Raw genomic sequence first — 15,918 nt, forward strand, 5'->3', positions numbered from 1 at the left:
GATAAGCGAACAATGAGCATTTACCTGAACAAGGACTCCAAGGTCATCGTCCAGGGCATCACCGGCGGCGAAGGCACCAAGCACACCGCCCTGATGCTCAAGGCTGGCACCAACATTGTTGGCGGCGTCAACGCCCGCAAGGCTGGCACCACCGTCACCCATGGCGACCAGGACATCAAGGTCTACGGCACCGTGGCCGAGGCCAAGGCCGAGACCGGTGCAGACGTATCGATCGTCTTCGTGCCACCAAAGTTCACCAAGGACGCGGTCATCGAGGCTATCGAGGCTGAAATCGGCCTCGTCGTAGTCATCACCGAAGGTGTTCCAGTACAGGACTCCGCTGAGTTCTGGGCTCTGGCACAGTCGAAGGTTGACGCCGACGGCAACCAGATCACCCGCATCATCGGCCCTAACTGCCCAGGCATCATCACCCCGGGTGAAGCACTGGTTGGCATCACCCCGAACAACATCACCGGCAAGGGCCCAATCGGCTTGGTTTCCAAGTCCGGCACCCTGACCTACCAGATGATGTACGAACTGCGCGATCTGGGCTTCTCGACCGCAATCGGCATCGGCGGTGACCCAGTCATCGGCACCACCCACATCGACGCACTGGCTGCTTTCGAAGCTGACCCAGAGACCAAGGCCATCGTCATGATCGGTGAAATCGGTGGCGACGCTGAAGAGCGTGCAGCTGATTACATCAAGGCCAACGTCACCAAGCCAGTTGTTGGCTACGTGGCTGGCTTCACCGCTCCAGAGGGCAAGACCATGGGCCACGCAGGCGCCATTGTCTCCGGCTCGGCTGGCACCGCCCAGGCCAAGAAGGAAGCTCTGGAAGCCGCTGGCGTGAAGGTCGGCAAGACTCCTTCGGAGACTGCTGTACTGCTGCGCGAAGTTTTCGCAGCTCTCTAAGCTGACGCTGAGCGAAAGCCATGCCCCGGATCTTCGGATCCGGGGCATGGCTTTTCTCTACCGTATCAACGACTGCCAGCGCTTGGCAGAACGAAGCAAAGGGGAAGGCTGCCTCATCGGCAGCCTTCCCCTTTGGTATTCAGTTAGCGACGCCCAGAGCCATTGCGGACGGATCCGGTGCGGACTCGAGGGGCGGCGGATCAGCCTCACGGCTGCGGGGTCATGTCCTTTCCAGGTTTACCCTGATCCGCAATTTCCTGCTGGTAGCTTTCTTCCAGCGCCGGCACCTGTTCGAAGAGCTCTTCAACGTCGAGGTCAGGATTCTCTTCCTGGGTCTCGACCAGTTCAATGGCTTCTTCCTCGGTGGCAACCGAAGGCAACGAACCCGGCAACGGCTTGCGAGCGGATTCCCTCAGGAAGCACACCGCGATGAAACCGGCTACCGAAGTACCCATCACCCAGAATGCTGGAGCCAACGACGATGACGTCATCGTGACCAGGGCCTGCATGATGAACGGTGCGAAACCACCGAAGATCGCGACGGCGAAATTATAGGAAATGCCCATGCCACCGTAACGCGAAGCGGTCGGGAACAGCGCCGGCAGCGACGACGCGAGGTTAGCCACGTAGAAGGTCACCGGGAAGGCCAGCAGAGCCAGGCCAACCAGCGTGGACCAGATAGCGCCGTGCATCATGAACAAGAATGCAGGGATGGCCAAGACGATTGCGGAAACGGAACCGATGAACAACACCTTGCGGCGCCCGATGGTATCGGAGAGCTTGCCGCCCAGAGGGATGCACAACGACATGCCTACGAGGATCGGCAGGGTCAGCAAATTGCCGTGGACCGGGTCGTAATGAAGAGTTTCGGTCAGGTACGTCGGCATGTAGCTAGTCAAAGCGTAGCCAGCGGTGTTGGCCGCCGAAACCAGAACGAAGCCGGTCAGCAGCTCGCGCCAATAGGACTTGACCAACGCGATGACACCCTTGGGTGCATCAGGCGAATTCTTGGCATCCTCGCTGGCGCGGCTGGCGGCTTCCTGGGCCTCCTTGAACGCTGGAGTGTCCTCGATCTTGGAACGGAACCACAACGCGATAACACCAAGCGGCAACGCCACCAGGAATGGAATGCGCCATGCGAATCCTTCCATGACGTCTTCGGTCAAAGTCAGCTGCAGGATCGATACAAATGCCGCGCCTACCGCGAAGCCCATGTAGGAACCGAGGTCCAGCAGCGAGGCGTAAAAACCGCGTCGCTTATCGGGTGCGTACTCGGTAATGAACGTAGTAGCACCGGCGTACTCACCGCCGGTGGAGAATCCCTGAACCAGTTTCAAAACGACGAGCAGAATTGGTGCTGCTACGCCCCATACCGAGTAATCCGGAAGGATACCAATGCCGAAGGTGGCCAGAGCCATCATCAGCAAGGTGAAGACCAGGATCTTCTGGCGGCCAACGCGGTCGCCGAGCTGGCCAAGGATCACGCCACCCATAGGGCGCGCAACGAAGGTCACGGCAAAGACGCCGAGACTGAACAAAGTCTGAATTGCAGGGTCAACGGTGTCCGGCATGAACAGCTTGCCGATAATGACAGCAAGGTATCCGTAGACACCAACGTCGTACCATTCCATGAGGTTACCGACGACAGTTCCGCCGATGGCCTTCTTCAGCATTGAGTCGTCAACGACGTTGACGTCTTCTACTTTCAGGCGGCGTTTTCTAAAGAACCGTTGTTTACGTGGATTTGCTGCTTCCATAGTTTCACTCCTCGTATCTTTCTTGATCTTGTCGTGGAACCGACGCCCGCACTGCCATGACAATCGAGCCAAAGATTACTCTCTGAAGTCACATACGGACACCGGGCGACTCATCGAAATCGATAGATTCCTACTCGAAAACCGCCTAAAAACGGGCTTCGAGCGATGAAACGCTTGAGCGGATAGTTATCAACTCTACCAAAAATCCGATTATTTCCCCTAAGCGGGGTGTGTCCCACGTCTCGCGCAAGAGGCCTTGAGATGCCTTGTCCACGCGAGGCCGACCGGCTGAAACCGTTGAAGACATTAGGCATTGAGACGAGTTGAATGTGAAATTTGTGTGCGGAAGCTTGGCGCCAAAAATGTGGCGAAGGCCTCTGAACGACACGGCAGGGAAACCGCGGAAAACTAAGAATTCCGCCCGTCACAGAGCTATATTTTGAGGATTCTTCATTGCCGGGCACCCGCGTTTCGTCGAACATCCGGCACCGGCTGTTGGGTTGAGGCGGACACGACAATGCCCCAAGGGTGCCGGCGAGGCATCTTGGGGCATATGGTGGACGATTGTCAGCCTCGCAGGCCGACAGTTGCTTCAGCATCGATCCGCAGGAATGAGGAACCGATGACGGCAAAAGCGCCGGGGATCAGAAGCATCCTGTGCTTGGGGTTGTAAAAAATCTCTTCGATTGGAGATGCGAGTACCCGGCGGACTTTCTCCAGCAGGCGATCGTTTTCCAGGGACAGACGCTGCTGTCCAGTTTCGATGACCACACGATCTTTATCGGTACTTACCGACGCGCGCATCCATTCGTCATCGGGGGTACTGATAGTCTCCGACTTAATCAGGGACACGGTTATTACCGCCTTTATCGTTCGTTTCGCCCTAGCGCGGATCCGCTCAGGCCAGTGACCGATGGGCGCACTATGTGTGGTTTAGCGCATACCAACTGACACATCGAATATATCGCGTCTGGCCAGCAGTCGCCTCTTATTCCCAGAGAATTAATCAACCTGTTACTCGAGCAGTCCTCTGATGTCTTGTGCGGTGAGCGCCTTAGAGAACCCATCGGCTTCGTCCATGACGGTGGAGATCAACTTGCGCTTGCTTTCCTGCAACGCAACGACCTTCTCCTCGATGGTGCCCTGGGAGATCATCCGGTAGACCATCACCTGACGAGTCTGGCCGATACGGTGCGTGCGGTCAATGGCCTGGGCCTCGACCGCAGGATTCCACCAGGGATCCAAAAGGAAGCAATAGTCCGCTTCGGTCAGGTTCAACCCGAAGCCACCGGCCTTCAGGGAGATCAAGAACAGAGGCGCTTCGCCTTCCTTGAACTGCTCGATGACCTTGGAGCGATTTCGCGTATTTCCATCGAGATACACAAAATTCACGCCTCGTTCGGTGAGCTTGTCGGCCAAGACCTTCAGATACGAAGTGAACTGGCTGAAGACCAATGCGCGGTGGCCTTCGCCCAGAACATCGTCCAGCTGATCAAACAGGGCTTCCAGCTTGGACCCCGGGACATCAGATAGTTCCGGGTCAACCAATGAAGGTTCCAGTGCAAGCATGCGCAAGTGCGTCAGCGACTGGAAAATGGTAAAGCGGTTGCGGTCAAGGTCCTCCACCAGGTGCAGGATCTTCTGGCGCTCGCGGTTCAGGTGCGTGTCGTACACATGCTGATGCTCATCCGAGAGGCGAACCAACAGTTGCTGCTCCTGCTTTGGCGGCAGATCGAGGACCACCGATTCCTTGGTGCGTCGCAGCATGAACGGCTTGATGCGGCGCTGAAGCAAAGCCAAGGTGTCCTTGTCGCCGAGCACTTCGATAGGACGGGCGAACTGACGGTTGAAGCGGCTCGTATTCAGGAAGAGCGCCGGTGCTACCAGAGACAGCAAGGCGCCGAGCTCGGAAAGATTGTTCTCCATGGGGGTACCGGTCACCGCCAACTTGAAGTTGGTCTGCAAGTTCACTGCGGTGCGGTGGGCCTTGGTGGAACGGTTCTTCACGAACTGGGCCTCATCGAGGATCAGGCCTGCGAAGCGCTGCGCCTCATAAATCTCGTCATTCAGGCGCAGCAGCGTGTAGGTGGTGAGGATGACGTCGTAGTTCTCGGCCAATTCGCTGAGCTGGCGTGGCGAATTCAGTGTTCCCTCGATGCTGGTCACGCGCAGGCTCGGGGCAAACCGCTTCACTTCGGTTTCCCAGTTCGAGACGACGGAGCTTGGCGCAACCACCAAGAACGGGGCCGGAGCCTGCTGGGCCGCTGGCAGCTTGGCGCACGCCTCGCTGTCATTCCACAGCCCATGGGCATGAAGGATCAAGGCAATGGTCTGCAGGGTCTTTCCCAGGCCCATGTCGTCGGCCAGGATCCCGCCGAAACCGCCTTCATACAGCCGGCTCAGCCAGCGGAAGCCTTCCACCTGGTACGGGCGCAATTGCGCGTTCAAAGTTTCCGGGACGCTGGCTTGCTCGCCCTCGGCTACCTTCAGCAAGGAGCGCATGCGGGCGATGAACAAATCGGCGCCGTCAATGCCTTCGGCGAGTTCATCAAGCTCTTCAAAGATGGAAATCTGGAAGACGGTAAGCTTCAGGTCTCCATCTTTGGGCTTGTCGTTAAGCGCCTGCGCCTCGTCCACGAGGGCCTTGAGCTTCGCGAAGAGCGGCTGGTCCAGGGAGAACCAGGTATTGTCCGGCAGCTTGATCTTCATCGCGCCATTGCTCATGGCCTCGACGATCTGAGAAAAAGTAACCTCGTGGTCGCCCACGGTGATCAGCAATCCCAGATCCAGCCAGTCGGTGCGTTCATGGTTCACCGCATTGATCTTCAGCTGTGGAAGTTCGCGCAGCTGGCGGAATACTGGCCTAGTGCCTTTTTCACTGAGCTTCACCACAGGCAGGCTCTCGATGGCCGGCAAGATCTCAGAGACGAAGGTGATCACGCTTTCGCCCGAGTAGAATTTCGGGGAAAGATCCGGGTTACCAGCACCGGTGGTTTGCTCGAAGACCTCGTTGATTGCCGCGCGCAACTGCTCCTCGGCCTCGCAATCGTAGACCTCGTGCTGGTCCGGAACGCCGGGGTAGCGAACCTGGAATTCCAAGGTAGCCGAGTCATTGGGCTCTCCCTTGTCGTTCAGATCCCGCTTGTAGGTGGCCGTGGCCTGGACATAGGGAGGCTTGAGATCGGGGAGCGCCAACTCGTCGCTGGCGCTGCGAAGATCAAAACGGCGTGCCAAACGCGGGTAGGTCGATTCAAAGAAGCTGTCGATTTCCGCAACCGGGACGGTGACCGGACGGCGGTCGACGTACCAGCGGCGATGGGCTTGTGCGACCGGTTCCTGGCTACGCGCCAACCAGATCTCATCGGGCTGGCCCAGCTGGGCGTAGAAGCCATGGTCGGCGATGACGCCGCTAGGGGAGTCGGAATCGAGGCTCAGGTCCTGGCCGTCGATATGCAGGATGCCGCCGAGCTGCATCTGCTGGTCATCGAGCGTGGCCTGCATGCTGAAACTGGCTGGCTCCACGATGCGGATGCGCTGCTCGGAGCGGGTGGAAATGAGCGCGATGCCCAGCTCCTGGGCCTGCTGGAGCAGCGGCCAGAGGAGGTCCGAGGCGTATTCATCCATGAACAGCCAGTCTTCGTCGACCTTGAACTGCAGCTGGGTATCGCTACGGGCCATGGAAGCAAAGCGGGTGAACCAGTGGTGCTGCGAACGCAGCAGGTTCCACCCGTAGGTCTTGAAGCCCAACGTGGTCCAGCGCAATTGCCCGCGCACCCAGCGGCCCTCGGAATTGCGGACCATCGGGCGCACACCCAAACGGAAGCGCTTATTGCGGGTGGGGTGCGGGATGGTTCCGGTGGGCATCCACTGCTGCTGCTGGGTGGTGTTCTTCGCGTCAAAGAGCATGAATTGCAGGCCCATGGCGACCACCGGGTCGTGCTGGGAGCCGAGAAGCCCATCGGCCGGGCCAGGTTCAGAGGGTTCAAACCACGCGTCGATCTGCTGCGCCCACGCTGCGGTGTTCTTCTCCTCCGGCACGGCCACCAAGCGCGGCAAGGAGGCGATCTTGTTCGAGACGATGGCCAACGCGGCAATGTGCGCGCAGATGCCTGGATTGTCGCAAGTGCACTCGCAGAGTTCGATTGTCCAGTCGTTGCCCTCTTGCTGGACCTGGATCATCGGCGAGAATTCTTCGTCGTTGGCACGAACGGTGCCTTCGATTTGCCGAGTGGATCCATCAAATTCCACGTCAACCACGGAATTTTCTTGTGCCGCTATGTTCTTTCCGTAGAAGAACGGGACGTCGCCGAGATAACGCAGCAAGTGGCGGGCGTCGATGGTTGGTGGAACAGAATCACTCATCCTCTCATCGTTTCACGTTCCGGCCCGTGGTGAAAGTTGAAGGGCCGGTCTGTGAATAATCACTATCTATGACGTAGCGTTGACGCATGTCGCACATCTGGCCCTATCTACCGGCACGGGCAGTGAATATCACCTCGCTGATCGAGTTCGATCGCTTGGCTTCCGAGGCGCTGGCCGCAACTTCGGCCCGGGGAATGGGTTGGCGGGTGCATCGCGTCGACCTGCGCGAGCGTGATTCCGTCCTGCGGTCCCTGGATCTTTCAGAAGCGATCTTCATCGACTGCGAATTCTCCCCGCAGGGCAGGACCTTGGTCCAGGCGACGGGCGGATTGTGCATGGGCTCGGGCCAGGAGCTTCCCTTCTCCACGGGTGAGCGGGGCTTGTATAGCCCAGAGGAACTGTATTCGGGAATCCGGACAGGAAGCTACGAACAGGTTCCGGACGCGAAGATCTACGCCTACTCGCAGCAGCACACGGCGCCAGCTGTGCGCACCTCCGAGGATGCGATGGCAAGGACACTGCACGATCATCACATCGGGCAGGCCCTCGTCTCGGAAGTCTACGAGGGCGCCTTCAAGGATTCCCCGTTGATTGGGGTGATGGGCGGCCACGCCATGGAGCGCGGGACACCCGAATACGAGCGCACCGTGGAACTCGGGCAACTTATTGCCCGGGCCGGTTACGCCGTCGCCACCGGCGGGGGACCGGGAGCCATGGAAGCGGCCAATGCGGGTGCATGGCTGGCGGACTACGATCCCGCGGACGTCCGGGTCGCCCTGGAAATGCTGGCTGCCGAGCCTGATGCCATTCATCAGCGCACAGGGTGGGCCCGCACCGCGCTCGCCGTCAAGGAGCGATTCCCCAGCGCCCGGCAATCACTGGGCGTGCCCACCTGGTTCTATGGCCATGAACCGCCGAATCTCTTCGCCACAAGAATCGCGAAGTTCTTCACCAACTCCATCCGGGAAGCAATCCTCCTGGAGCAGTCCAATGGCGGGTTGATCGTCCTGCCCGGGGCTGCCGGAACGGTCCAGGAGATCTTCCAGGATGCCTGCGAAAACTATTACGCCACCGGAGCCAGGGTGGTTCCCATGGTGCTGCTGGGGCGCGAATACTGGACCACGACCATGCCGGCGTGGCCCCTGCTCAAAGCGCTCGCCGCGCAGCGGGTCATGGACGACCGGATCGCCCTGGTGGACACGGCCGCCGAGGCGATGGAATTCATCGGTTCCATGGGCGCCTTGCGTCGACGCACGCGCTGGTGAGGGCCGGCGGCCGGTCAGGCGACCTGTACGTCGAAGAGCAGACCCAAGCAATAGGTCACCGCGGCGGCACCCCAGCCGATAGCCAGCTGGCGCAGGCCCCGCTTGAGCGGCGAAGCGCCCGAGAGCAATCCGACGATGGCACCGGTGATCATCAGGGCGATGCCAACCAAGACCACGGAGATGATGACTGCCGTCAATCCGCCCAGTCCGAAGATATAAGGCAGGATCGGAATCACGGCGCCGGAAGCGAAAAGGCAGAATGAGGTAGCCGCGGCGCCGGTGGCCGAGCCGAGCTCCTCATGTTCGCTTTCCAATTCCTCCGCGCGTTCCTCGGGGTTCAAGGAGAAGGACGGGTTGCAGTCGCAGGTGAACAGGCCCATGCGTTCCGCGACGCGGTGTTCGGCATCTTCATCGTTCATGCCGCGGGCCTTGTAGATCAGCACCAGTTCGTTGGAGTCCAGATCGAGGTTGGGCGCCGCGGTCAGCGTGACTTGGGTAGGGCGCGAGGCGGTGAGCAGCTCACGCTGGGAACGCACGGAGACGAACTCGCCAGCGGCCATGGATAGCGCACCGGCCAATAGTCCCGCGATGCCGGAGAAGAGCACGAAGGTCGAGGAAACCCCGGTGGCCCCGATGCCCATGATCAGCGCCAGGTTCGAGACCAAACCGTCATTGGCGCCAAAAACCGCGGCACGGAAGTTGCCGGAGAGCTGGGCGCGTCCCGCGGTGGCCAGCGCGCGGACTACTTCTTCGTGGACCTGTTCGTCCGCGGCCATCTGCGCGGTCGCGTCCTTGTCGTTGCGGTACGGCGAATTGCTCTCGGAACGCTGCGCCATGGCCAGGACGAAGACCGAGCCGAAGCTGCGTGCCAGGAAACGCAGGATGATGCGGCGCAATGAAGGGCGCACCGGCTTGGCCTGTTCGCCGAGTTTGGTTCGCCAGTGTTCTTCGTGGCGGGCTTCGGCTTCAGCCAGACCTAGCAGGATCTGCTTTTCCTGTCCGGTTTTCTTCTGCGCGAGGGTGCGGTAGATGGCGCCTTCGGCGACTTCATCGGCCAGATACTTTCGCCAGCGCTGGATCTGGGCGCGGGTAGGTTCGGTTGCTGACTGGTTCGACATCACGACAACAGCTCTCTTGGCAGATCGAATTCCTTGGAGAAATCCGGTGAACAGGTCAGCTACCTATTTTAGTGGCCGGTTCCAGAGTTGGGAATTTGGCAAGGCTAAAAGCAATGGTGCGCCCCTGCGGACTGCCGGCGGCGGCAACGGCTAATCGGAGCTCGCAGGCCTCGGGGATGAAGATCGGGCGGCGTGCGCATCGGGCGAGGAGGAATTCCAGGCGTTGCGGATCGCTGACGTAGCAGATGTGCCAGTGGCCCTGGACGGTGAATTGCACTTGGCCGGTTTGGCCATCGACGATGGGCAGGACGGAATATGCCATGGGATGCACTCTCGCTGGGTTCTTGCCCGGGCACAACTAGTGAACGGACCGCTTCTTCATCCGAACCACCCATGAATCTGGGGTTGGTGCACGGCAAGTCGGAGCTTGACGCCGTGTCTCGTGAAGCAACACCAGTGATGCTACCCGCCTGCACTACGCATAGTGAAGAGTTGTTCCGTAATATGACCTGGCCGTCGATCTACAGCTGGCTACCGCCGTCGGCAAGGCGGTTGATGGACTCGAATTGCTCGGCCCACTGCGCAGCGGAGTAGTCAGGGAGGTTGGGTGCTTCTGGGCGTAGCCCGGTGAATCCATCGAGCTGCTCGCGCACGATATCAAGGTGGCCGGCGTGCCGGGAGGTCTCGGCGATCATATGCACCACGAGTTGTTCCAGCGTGGTGTGCCGGCGCCGGATCCACCAGGGCACCTCGACCGGCGCATCGAGTGGCAGCGACTTGATGCCGGCGTCAGAGAAGAGGATCGAGTCTCGATACAGGCCGATGATCCCGTTCGCGTTCAAGTGCGCCGGCGGCAGGAAGTCGGCCTGCGGATCCTCGGCATCCAGCAGGTTCTGGATGTAGGGGTCGTCCACGCTCCGGCCGAGGCACTGCCCGAAATACCCGTATTCGGTGATGGCCAGATGATGGACGACACCAAGGATGTGCGTTCCGGTGGGGGTCAGCGGTTTACGGGCCAGCCGGTCGCTGAGCCCCTGGGCTTTGTAGATGACGGCTTGGCGCGCGTCGCCGAGGTATTCGAGCAGGAGCTCTTTGCTGTGGTCCATGCTAAGAGTCTAATCAGCGGGAGCGATATCGAAGTGTGAAGTGTGTGAGACAAGGCATATTTGCAGGACTGGCGCTATGCTCTGTTTACTATTGGTAAACTTGCCGCGGCAGCCTGATGCGACCGCCAAAAATGGCCGCTGGTGTGCCGAAATAAACGACACGATGGAGCTGACGAATGAAAACCCTGCCCGTGGAATCAAGCGGAACCGCGATCAATATTGGTTCGCGGTTGCGCGGGGTGCGTCAGCGGCAGCGGATGACCATCGACCAGGTAGCCGAGCTGTCCGGGCTGACCAAAGGGTTTCTCTCGCGCGTGGAACGGGATCTCACCAGTCCTTCGGTGTCAACGCTGCTGAAGTTGTGCGAAGTGCTTGGCATCGAGGTGGGCAACTTGTTTGAAGTGCCCGAGACGATGCTGGTGCGCTTGGAAGATGCGCCCCGGGTGTCGCTGGGCGGCGAAGGGATTACCGAGCAGCTGGTGACGCCGCGCAGTGAAAAGCGCGTGCAGATGATCCGTGCCGAAGTCGCTCCCAAGGGGGTCGGCGAGGCCGAGCTGTACTCCGTGGACTGCGAATTGGAAGTGCTGCATGTGATCGCCGGGAAGTTCACCCTGGTGCTGCCAGAGCAGCGCGTCGAGCTCCAAGCGGGGGACACCATGACTTTCCCGGGGCGCGAACCGCATAGCTGGGAGAACGAGTCGGACGATGTTGCCTTGGTGACGTGGACCTTGATCCTCTGATCCGAGGCGCCGCCATTCGGCGTGATGCCGTTCAGCGCGTATTCTAAAAAGGTGTGCTCGGCGTACGCACACCATGCGGTGATTGATAGGAGTGGCGTGGGTACTAGCGAGGAAACTGGCACACGAGGCCAGCTGCGCTGCATCAGCTGGTGGGCCTCATTGCTGGTCGGCATTCTTGCCGGCACGACGCTGACCTTGATCCGCACGCAACGCAATTTCTTTTTCATCGGCGCGGTGATCATCGCCGTGGTGATTGTGGCCCTGGGGCTGCGGACCATCCGCCGCCGCGCTCGCTTCCCGCAGATGGCCCAAGCGCATGTTTCCTGGTCCTATGCCTTCTGGGCGGTCATTCTGCTGATCCTGGTCGGGCCAATCCAGCTGGTTTACGTTGCCGATGACTTCTCGGAACTGATGCTGAAGTCGCTGGTTCTTTCCGCCGGATTAACCCTCGGGATCCATGAAATCGATCGCTCGCTGGTCAATGGCAGCAAGAAGAACTATCGCGCAGCGCCGGGAACCTAGGCGGGCGTTGCAGCCATGGCCGAACCCGGATGACAGATGCCGTGACCCCCTAGGGGTCACGGCATCTGTGGCATTCAGCGGCTTTGCGCGTCATGGTCCTAGGTTTGGCGGCTTGAGCCTTGACGTGACCTCGCCAACAAAATAGCATAATAGGAAACTGAAGTTTCGTATTAGGCAACTATGGCAGTTGCCCGCTGAATGCCAGGAGGGCAAGAACATGAAAGAAGTCCGCATCGAGGAAAACGGCCATCTGGGGCCGATCAATGCTGCAGTGATTCCTCGCTACGCAGGCGCTGGAACCTACGCCCGCCTGCCACGCCTGGACCAGGTGCAGAACGCCGACATCAAGATCATCGGTGTTCCTTTTGACACCGGCGTTTCCTACCGCCCCGGCGCCCGCTTCGGCGCCAACCACGTGCGCGAATCCTCGCGATTGATCCGCCCGTACAACCCGGCCACCGACACCTCGCCCTTCGCGCAGAGCCAGGTCGTGGACGCCGGCGACCTCGCGGTCAACCCGTTCAACATCAACGAGGCCATCGAGACCATCCAGGACGAGGCCCTGGAGCTAACCGCTGATGGCTCGAGCCTGGTCACCATCGGCGGCGACCACACCATCGCCCTGCCGCTGCTGCGCGCCGCCTCCCAGCGCGCCGGCGCGCCGGTGGCCATGCTGCACTTCGATGCCCACCTGGATACCTGGGACACCTACTTCGGCGCCGAATACACCCACGGCACCCCCTTCCGCCGTGCCGTGGAAGAAGGCATCCTGGACACCGAAGCCATCTGCCATGTGGGCACCCGCGGCCCGCTGTATGGCAAAAAGGACCTGGAAGATGACAAGCGCTTCGGCTTCGGCATCGTGACCAGCTCGGATGTGTACTACCAGGGCGTGCGCGAAATCGTCGACAAGCTGCGGGACCGCATCGGCAACCGCCCGCTGTACATCTCGGTGGACATCGACGTGCTGGATCCTGCCCACGCACCGGGCACCGGCACCCCGGAAGCCGGCGGCATCACCAGCCGCGAACTGCTCGAAATCCTGCGCGGCCTGCGCGGCCTGAACATCGTGGGCGCCGACATCGTCGAGGTCTCCCCGGCCTATGACCACGCGGAACTCACCGGTGTGGCCGCCAGCCACGTCACCTACGACCTGATCAGCCTGATCAGCGACTTCCGTTCCACCCAGGGGCTGAACAAGTCATGAGCGAACAGCCTCAACGCAATGGCGGCGACCTGGTCATCGAGACCCTCACCGCGCTGGGCGCCAAAACGGTGTTCGGCATCCCCGGACAGCACGCCTTGGGGCTGTTCGACGCGCTGTCGCGTTCCAACCTGGAATTCGTCTCCTCGCGGGTGGAGAACAACTCGGCCTTCGCCGCCGACGGCTACTCCCGCGCCACCGGCGAAGTCGGCGTGCTCTTCCTCTCCACCGGCCCCGGGGCGCTGACCTCGCTGGCAGGATTGCAGGAAGCCTACGCCACTGGCGTGCCGATGGTCGTCGTGGCCAGCCAGATTCCCCTGGATGGGCTGGGCGCCCGCCGCAAGGGCATGCTGCACCAGCTTGATGACCAGAAGGCCTCGGCCGCGAACGTCACCAAGTTCCAGCAGACCGTGCACCATGCTTCGGGCATCCCTTCGGCGATCCAGGATGCCTGGGCCCGAGCCATCACCGTGCCCATGGGCCCGGTCTGGGTCGAGGTGCCGCAGGATGTGCTGCTGGCCCAGGTCATGGTCCCGCCGGTGCAGGACGCCTTGGCCGAAGCCTACGAGCACCCGCCGCGCGAGGAACTGGTCCGCGAAGCGGTCAATTGGCTGTCGGATGCCCAGCGCCCGGCCATTATCGCCGGCGGCGGCGTGCGCCGTGCCGGCGCGCAGGCTGAACTGCTGGCGGTGGCCGAAACCTTGCAGGCACCGGTGCTCTGCAGCCCCGGCGGCAACGGGGCTTTCCCCTGGAACCATGAGCTGTCCCTGCAGTCCTGGGTCGAGGACCGCCATGCCACGCAGGTCATGGAAGATGCCGACGTGCTGCTGGTCATTGGCTCGGCGCTGGGCGAAGTGACCAGCAACTACTTCACCCTGGAGCCGCGCGGCAAGATGATCCAGATCGATGCGGAACCGCGGGTGCTGGAGTCCAACACCCCGGCCCTGGGTATCCGCGCCGATGCCCGCGAAGCGCTGAAATTCCTTGATCGGGATCTGCGCGCCGCCGGGTTCATCTCGCAGGCCACCTGGCACGGCCAGGACCCTGCCCGCATCGTCGCCCAGACCCTGGAGAAGATCCAGGCACGCCTGGACGAGCAGGACCTGGCCAAGGAGCGCAAGTTCATGGCCGATATCCGCGCGGCCGTTCCGGCCCAGATGCAGACCTTCTGGGATATGACGATCGCGGCCTACTGGGGCTGGAGCTGCTGGGATACCCGGGGCGGGCAGTTCCACTCGGCGCAGGGCGCCGGCGGGCTCGGCTTCGGCTTCCCGTCGGCCATTGGCGGGGCCATCGGCACCGGCCAGCGCGTGCTGGCGGTCAGCGGCGACGGATCCTCGATGTATTCGATCGCGGAGCTGGCGACCGCCAAGCAGCATCAGGCCCCGGTGACCTGGCTGATCGTTGACGATGGCGGATACGGCATCCTGCGTGAATACATGCAGGGCGCTTTCGGCAAGGCGACGGCCACCGAGCTGGCCCGGCCGGACTTCGTGGCGCTGGCCCAGTCCTTCGGCGTACCGGCCCGCGAGGTAGAGGTCGAGCAGATCGGCGAAGCGCTCACCGAGGCGCTGGCCGAGCAGGGCCCTAACGTCCTCGTGGTCAAAACCCTGCTCAAGATGTTCGCCCCGACGCATCTGTAAAGGGCCGGGCGAGAGCGGGCAAGAATATGGTGGCCTCGGACCGTCGGCAATTGCCGAGGTCCGGGGCCACAGCCTTATCGAATGCCAGCAGCGCCTAGTGCGTGAAGTGGTACACCACGCCGAAAAGCACTGTGGAAATGCCCATGCAAACTCCGATGAGCAGTGGCTCCCAGTCCAGGGACTGGGCTGCCAACATCACTGCGAAGGCACCGAAGAGAACTATCGCTCCGATTCCTCCCAGGATCACTCCTCCGCCTCCATGGTGCCGCACGGCGGAGTGTGCGGTCCGGTGGAATAGTGGTTCCATGCCGCCATGATACGACCGAATTGCTGCCGAGCCGAGGGATCGGGGCGGAATCCGGATATTGTCAGATTTCTTGGGTTCCGCTGCCGGTGCGCAGCTCGTGGATCTGCCGGGCGGCGCTCTCCAGCGAGGGGTAAGCGGCGCCCGGACCCTGGGCGATGAAGCCGGGGCATTCATGATCAGCCAATCGGCTGTTCCCGTAGGACAGGCCGCGGAAGCTGCCGTGGGCCATACGCACCAAATGCGCTCCGGCGGCCACATCCCAGACCTTGGTATCAAAGCCGATCGTGGCATCGCACCACCCGGCCGCCACATGGGCCAAGGCCAGCGCGGCGCTGACCTTCCGCCGAACGGTGGCGAAGTCCTCGATCCACTGCCCGAAGAGCTGCAAGGCCAAGTCCCCGTCCCGCCCTAAGGATTCCGCGCCGGGATAATCGGTCATCAGGTTGGCGCGGGACTGCTCGGGGCGCGATTGCGGGCGCAGCACGACATCGTTGAGCAGCGCCTGCTGCAGGTTCGCGGTGAACTCGTCACCGGAGATCGGGTCGATGATCACCGCGGCCACCAGGTGGCCGTCGATCGCGGCGGCAATGGAAATGCAGAAGAAGGCGACGCCGTGGACGAAATTGCTGGTCCCGTCGATCGGGTCGACAATCCACTGCACCGCCCCGGATGCTGCTTGTCCCGGCTGCGTGGCGATCTTTTCCTCGCCCAGGACCCATGAATCCGGGACCGAGGCGAGCAGCGCTTCGGTGATGATCTGCTGGCTGCGGCGGTCGATGTCCGTGACCAGGTCATGGGTGCTGGTCTTGTGCTCCGCATGCACCGACGTGCGGAAAGTCGAACGCAGCAGTTCTGCTGCGCTGCGCGCCGCGGACAGGGCGGCCAGGCGCAGTTCTTCGGCGCGGGAATTATCGCAGATTGCCTGATGCTCACTCACCGTGCCAGCATATCGCGCGGCGAGTAGAGCCGTGCGATCGTG

14 protein-coding genes and 1 riboswitch are annotated in these 15,918 nt (G+C 61.4%); of the genes, 6 read left to right on the forward strand and 8 right to left on the reverse strand.

Annotated features, from left to right (window positions below):
* Window positions 1-12: 12 nt before the first annotated feature.
* Window positions 13-915, forward strand: coding sequence for a succinate--CoA ligase subunit alpha (sucD, locus tag OF385_RS02950; RefSeq protein WP_264276902.1), 903 nt, complete (start codon window positions 13-15; stop codon window positions 913-915).
* Between the two features lie 206 nt (window positions 916-1,121).
* On the opposite strand, the gene OF385_RS02955 is transcribed toward sucD, so the two are convergent.
* From OF385_RS02955 to OF385_RS02965, 3 genes are all read right to left on the reverse strand, one after another.
* Window positions 1,122-2,672: an MFS transporter gene (locus OF385_RS02955; RefSeq protein ID WP_264276903.1), complete on the reverse strand. Its 1,551-nt coding sequence runs from the start codon at window positions 2,670-2,672 to the stop codon at window positions 1,122-1,124.
* Window positions 2,673-3,239: 567 nt separating this feature from the next.
* A complete protein-coding gene (locus OF385_RS02960) occupies window positions 3,240-3,524 on the reverse strand; it encodes a hypothetical protein (RefSeq protein WP_264276904.1) in 285 nt (94 codons plus the stop codon).
* 162 nt (window positions 3,525-3,686) lie between these two features.
* On the reverse strand, window positions 3,687-7,034 hold the full coding sequence (locus tag OF385_RS02965) for a DEAD/DEAH box helicase (protein ID WP_264276905.1): 3,348 nt from the start codon (window positions 7,032-7,034) through the stop codon (window positions 3,687-3,689).
* An 86-nt stretch (window positions 7,035-7,120) separates the two neighbouring features.
* Between OF385_RS02965 and OF385_RS02970 the strand changes: the two genes are divergently transcribed.
* Window positions 7,121-8,299 carry an LOG family protein gene (locus OF385_RS02970; protein WP_264276906.1) on the forward strand — a complete coding sequence of 393 codons (1,179 nt, stop codon included), beginning with the start codon at window positions 7,121-7,123 and terminating at the stop codon, window positions 8,297-8,299.
* A gap of 14 nt (window positions 8,300-8,313) precedes the next feature.
* Here OF385_RS02970 and OF385_RS02975 read toward each other — a convergent pair whose 3' ends face one another.
* The 3 genes from OF385_RS02975 to OF385_RS02985 form a co-directional block, all read right to left on the reverse strand.
* Complete coding sequence (locus tag OF385_RS02975; RefSeq protein ID WP_264277842.1) at window positions 8,314-9,417, reverse strand: VIT1/CCC1 transporter family protein; 1,104 nt, start codon at window positions 9,415-9,417, stop codon at window positions 8,314-8,316.
* Between the two features lie 55 nt (window positions 9,418-9,472).
* Window positions 9,473-9,739, reverse strand: coding sequence for a hypothetical protein (locus tag OF385_RS02980; protein WP_264276907.1), 267 nt, complete (start codon window positions 9,737-9,739; stop codon window positions 9,473-9,475).
* Window positions 9,740-9,752: 13 nt separating this feature from the next.
* Window positions 9,753-9,865, reverse strand: a riboswitch (SAM riboswitch).
* Between the two features lie 73 nt (window positions 9,866-9,938).
* Window positions 9,939-10,523, reverse strand: coding sequence for a DinB family protein (locus OF385_RS02985; protein ID WP_264276908.1), 585 nt, complete (start codon window positions 10,521-10,523; stop codon window positions 9,939-9,941).
* Between the two features lie 176 nt (window positions 10,524-10,699).
* Between OF385_RS02985 and OF385_RS02990 the strand changes: the two genes are divergently transcribed.
* The 4 genes from OF385_RS02990 to OF385_RS03005 all read left to right on the forward strand — a co-directional run bounded on the left by OF385_RS02990 (window position 10,700) and on the right by OF385_RS03005 (window position 14,632).
* A complete protein-coding gene (locus OF385_RS02990) occupies window positions 10,700-11,263 on the forward strand; it encodes a helix-turn-helix domain-containing protein (protein ID WP_264276909.1) in 564 nt (187 codons plus the stop codon).
* A 96-nt stretch (window positions 11,264-11,359) separates the two neighbouring features.
* Window positions 11,360-11,785 (forward strand): hypothetical protein, encoded by a 426-nt coding sequence (locus tag OF385_RS02995; protein ID WP_264276910.1) that lies wholly within the window; start codon window positions 11,360-11,362, stop codon window positions 11,783-11,785.
* Between the two features lie 217 nt (window positions 11,786-12,002).
* The gene (gene speB, locus OF385_RS03000; protein WP_264276911.1) at window positions 12,003-12,992 is read left to right on the forward strand and encodes an agmatinase; all 990 of its coding nucleotides are present in this window, start codon (window positions 12,003-12,005) and stop codon (window positions 12,990-12,992) included.
* A complete protein-coding gene (locus tag OF385_RS03005) occupies window positions 12,989-14,632 on the forward strand; it encodes a thiamine pyrophosphate-binding protein (RefSeq protein WP_264276912.1) in 1,644 nt (547 codons plus the stop codon). The genes speB and OF385_RS03005 overlap by 4 nt, the downstream gene beginning before the upstream one ends.
* A gap of 94 nt (window positions 14,633-14,726) precedes the next feature.
* Here OF385_RS03005 and OF385_RS03010 read toward each other — a convergent pair whose 3' ends face one another.
* Entirely contained in the window at window positions 14,727-14,939 is a 213-nt protein-coding gene (locus OF385_RS03010) for a hypothetical protein (RefSeq protein ID WP_264276913.1), read from the reverse strand.
* A gap of 61 nt (window positions 14,940-15,000) precedes the next feature.
* Entirely contained in the window at window positions 15,001-15,876 is an 876-nt protein-coding gene (locus tag OF385_RS03015) for an inositol monophosphatase family protein (RefSeq protein ID WP_264276914.1), read from the reverse strand.
* Window positions 15,877-15,918: the final 42 nt, after the last annotated feature.

It is taken from the genome of Glutamicibacter sp. JL.03c, from assembly GCF_025854375.1.
Classification (GTDB): Bacteria; Actinomycetota; Actinomycetes; order Actinomycetales; family Micrococcaceae; genus Glutamicibacter.

Coding starts and splice junctions, on each gene's coding strand:
- OF385_RS03010 (WP_264276913.1), bottom strand. CDS start 14,939: ATGGAACCACTATTCCACCGGACCGCACACTCCGCCGTGCGGCACCAT.
- OF385_RS02970 (WP_264276906.1), top strand. CDS start 7,121: ATGTCGCACATCTGGCCCTATCTACCGGCACGGGCAGTGAATATCACC.
- speB (WP_264276911.1), top strand. CDS start 12,003: ATGAAAGAAGTCCGCATCGAGGAAAACGGCCATCTGGGGCCGATCAAT.
- OF385_RS02975 (WP_264277842.1), bottom strand. CDS start 9,417: ATGTCGAACCAGTCAGCAACCGAACCTACCCGCGCCCAGATCCAGCGC.
- OF385_RS03005 (WP_264276912.1), top strand. CDS start 12,989: ATGAGCGAACAGCCTCAACGCAATGGCGGCGACCTGGTCATCGAGACC.
- OF385_RS02985 (WP_264276908.1), bottom strand. CDS start 10,523: ATGGACCACAGCAAAGAGCTCCTGCTCGAATACCTCGGCGACGCGCGC.
- sucD (WP_264276902.1), top strand. CDS start 13: ATGAGCATTTACCTGAACAAGGACTCCAAGGTCATCGTCCAGGGCATC.
- OF385_RS02955 (WP_264276903.1), bottom strand. CDS start 2,672: ATGGAAGCAGCAAATCCACGTAAACAACGGTTCTTTAGAAAACGCCGC.
- OF385_RS02980 (WP_264276907.1), bottom strand. CDS start 9,739: ATGGCATATTCCGTCCTGCCCATCGTCGATGGCCAAACCGGCCAAGTG.
- OF385_RS02965 (WP_264276905.1), bottom strand. CDS start 7,034: ATGAGTGATTCTGTTCCACCAACCATCGACGCCCGCCACTTGCTGCGT.
- OF385_RS02990 (WP_264276909.1), top strand. CDS start 10,700: ATGAAAACCCTGCCCGTGGAATCAAGCGGAACCGCGATCAATATTGGT.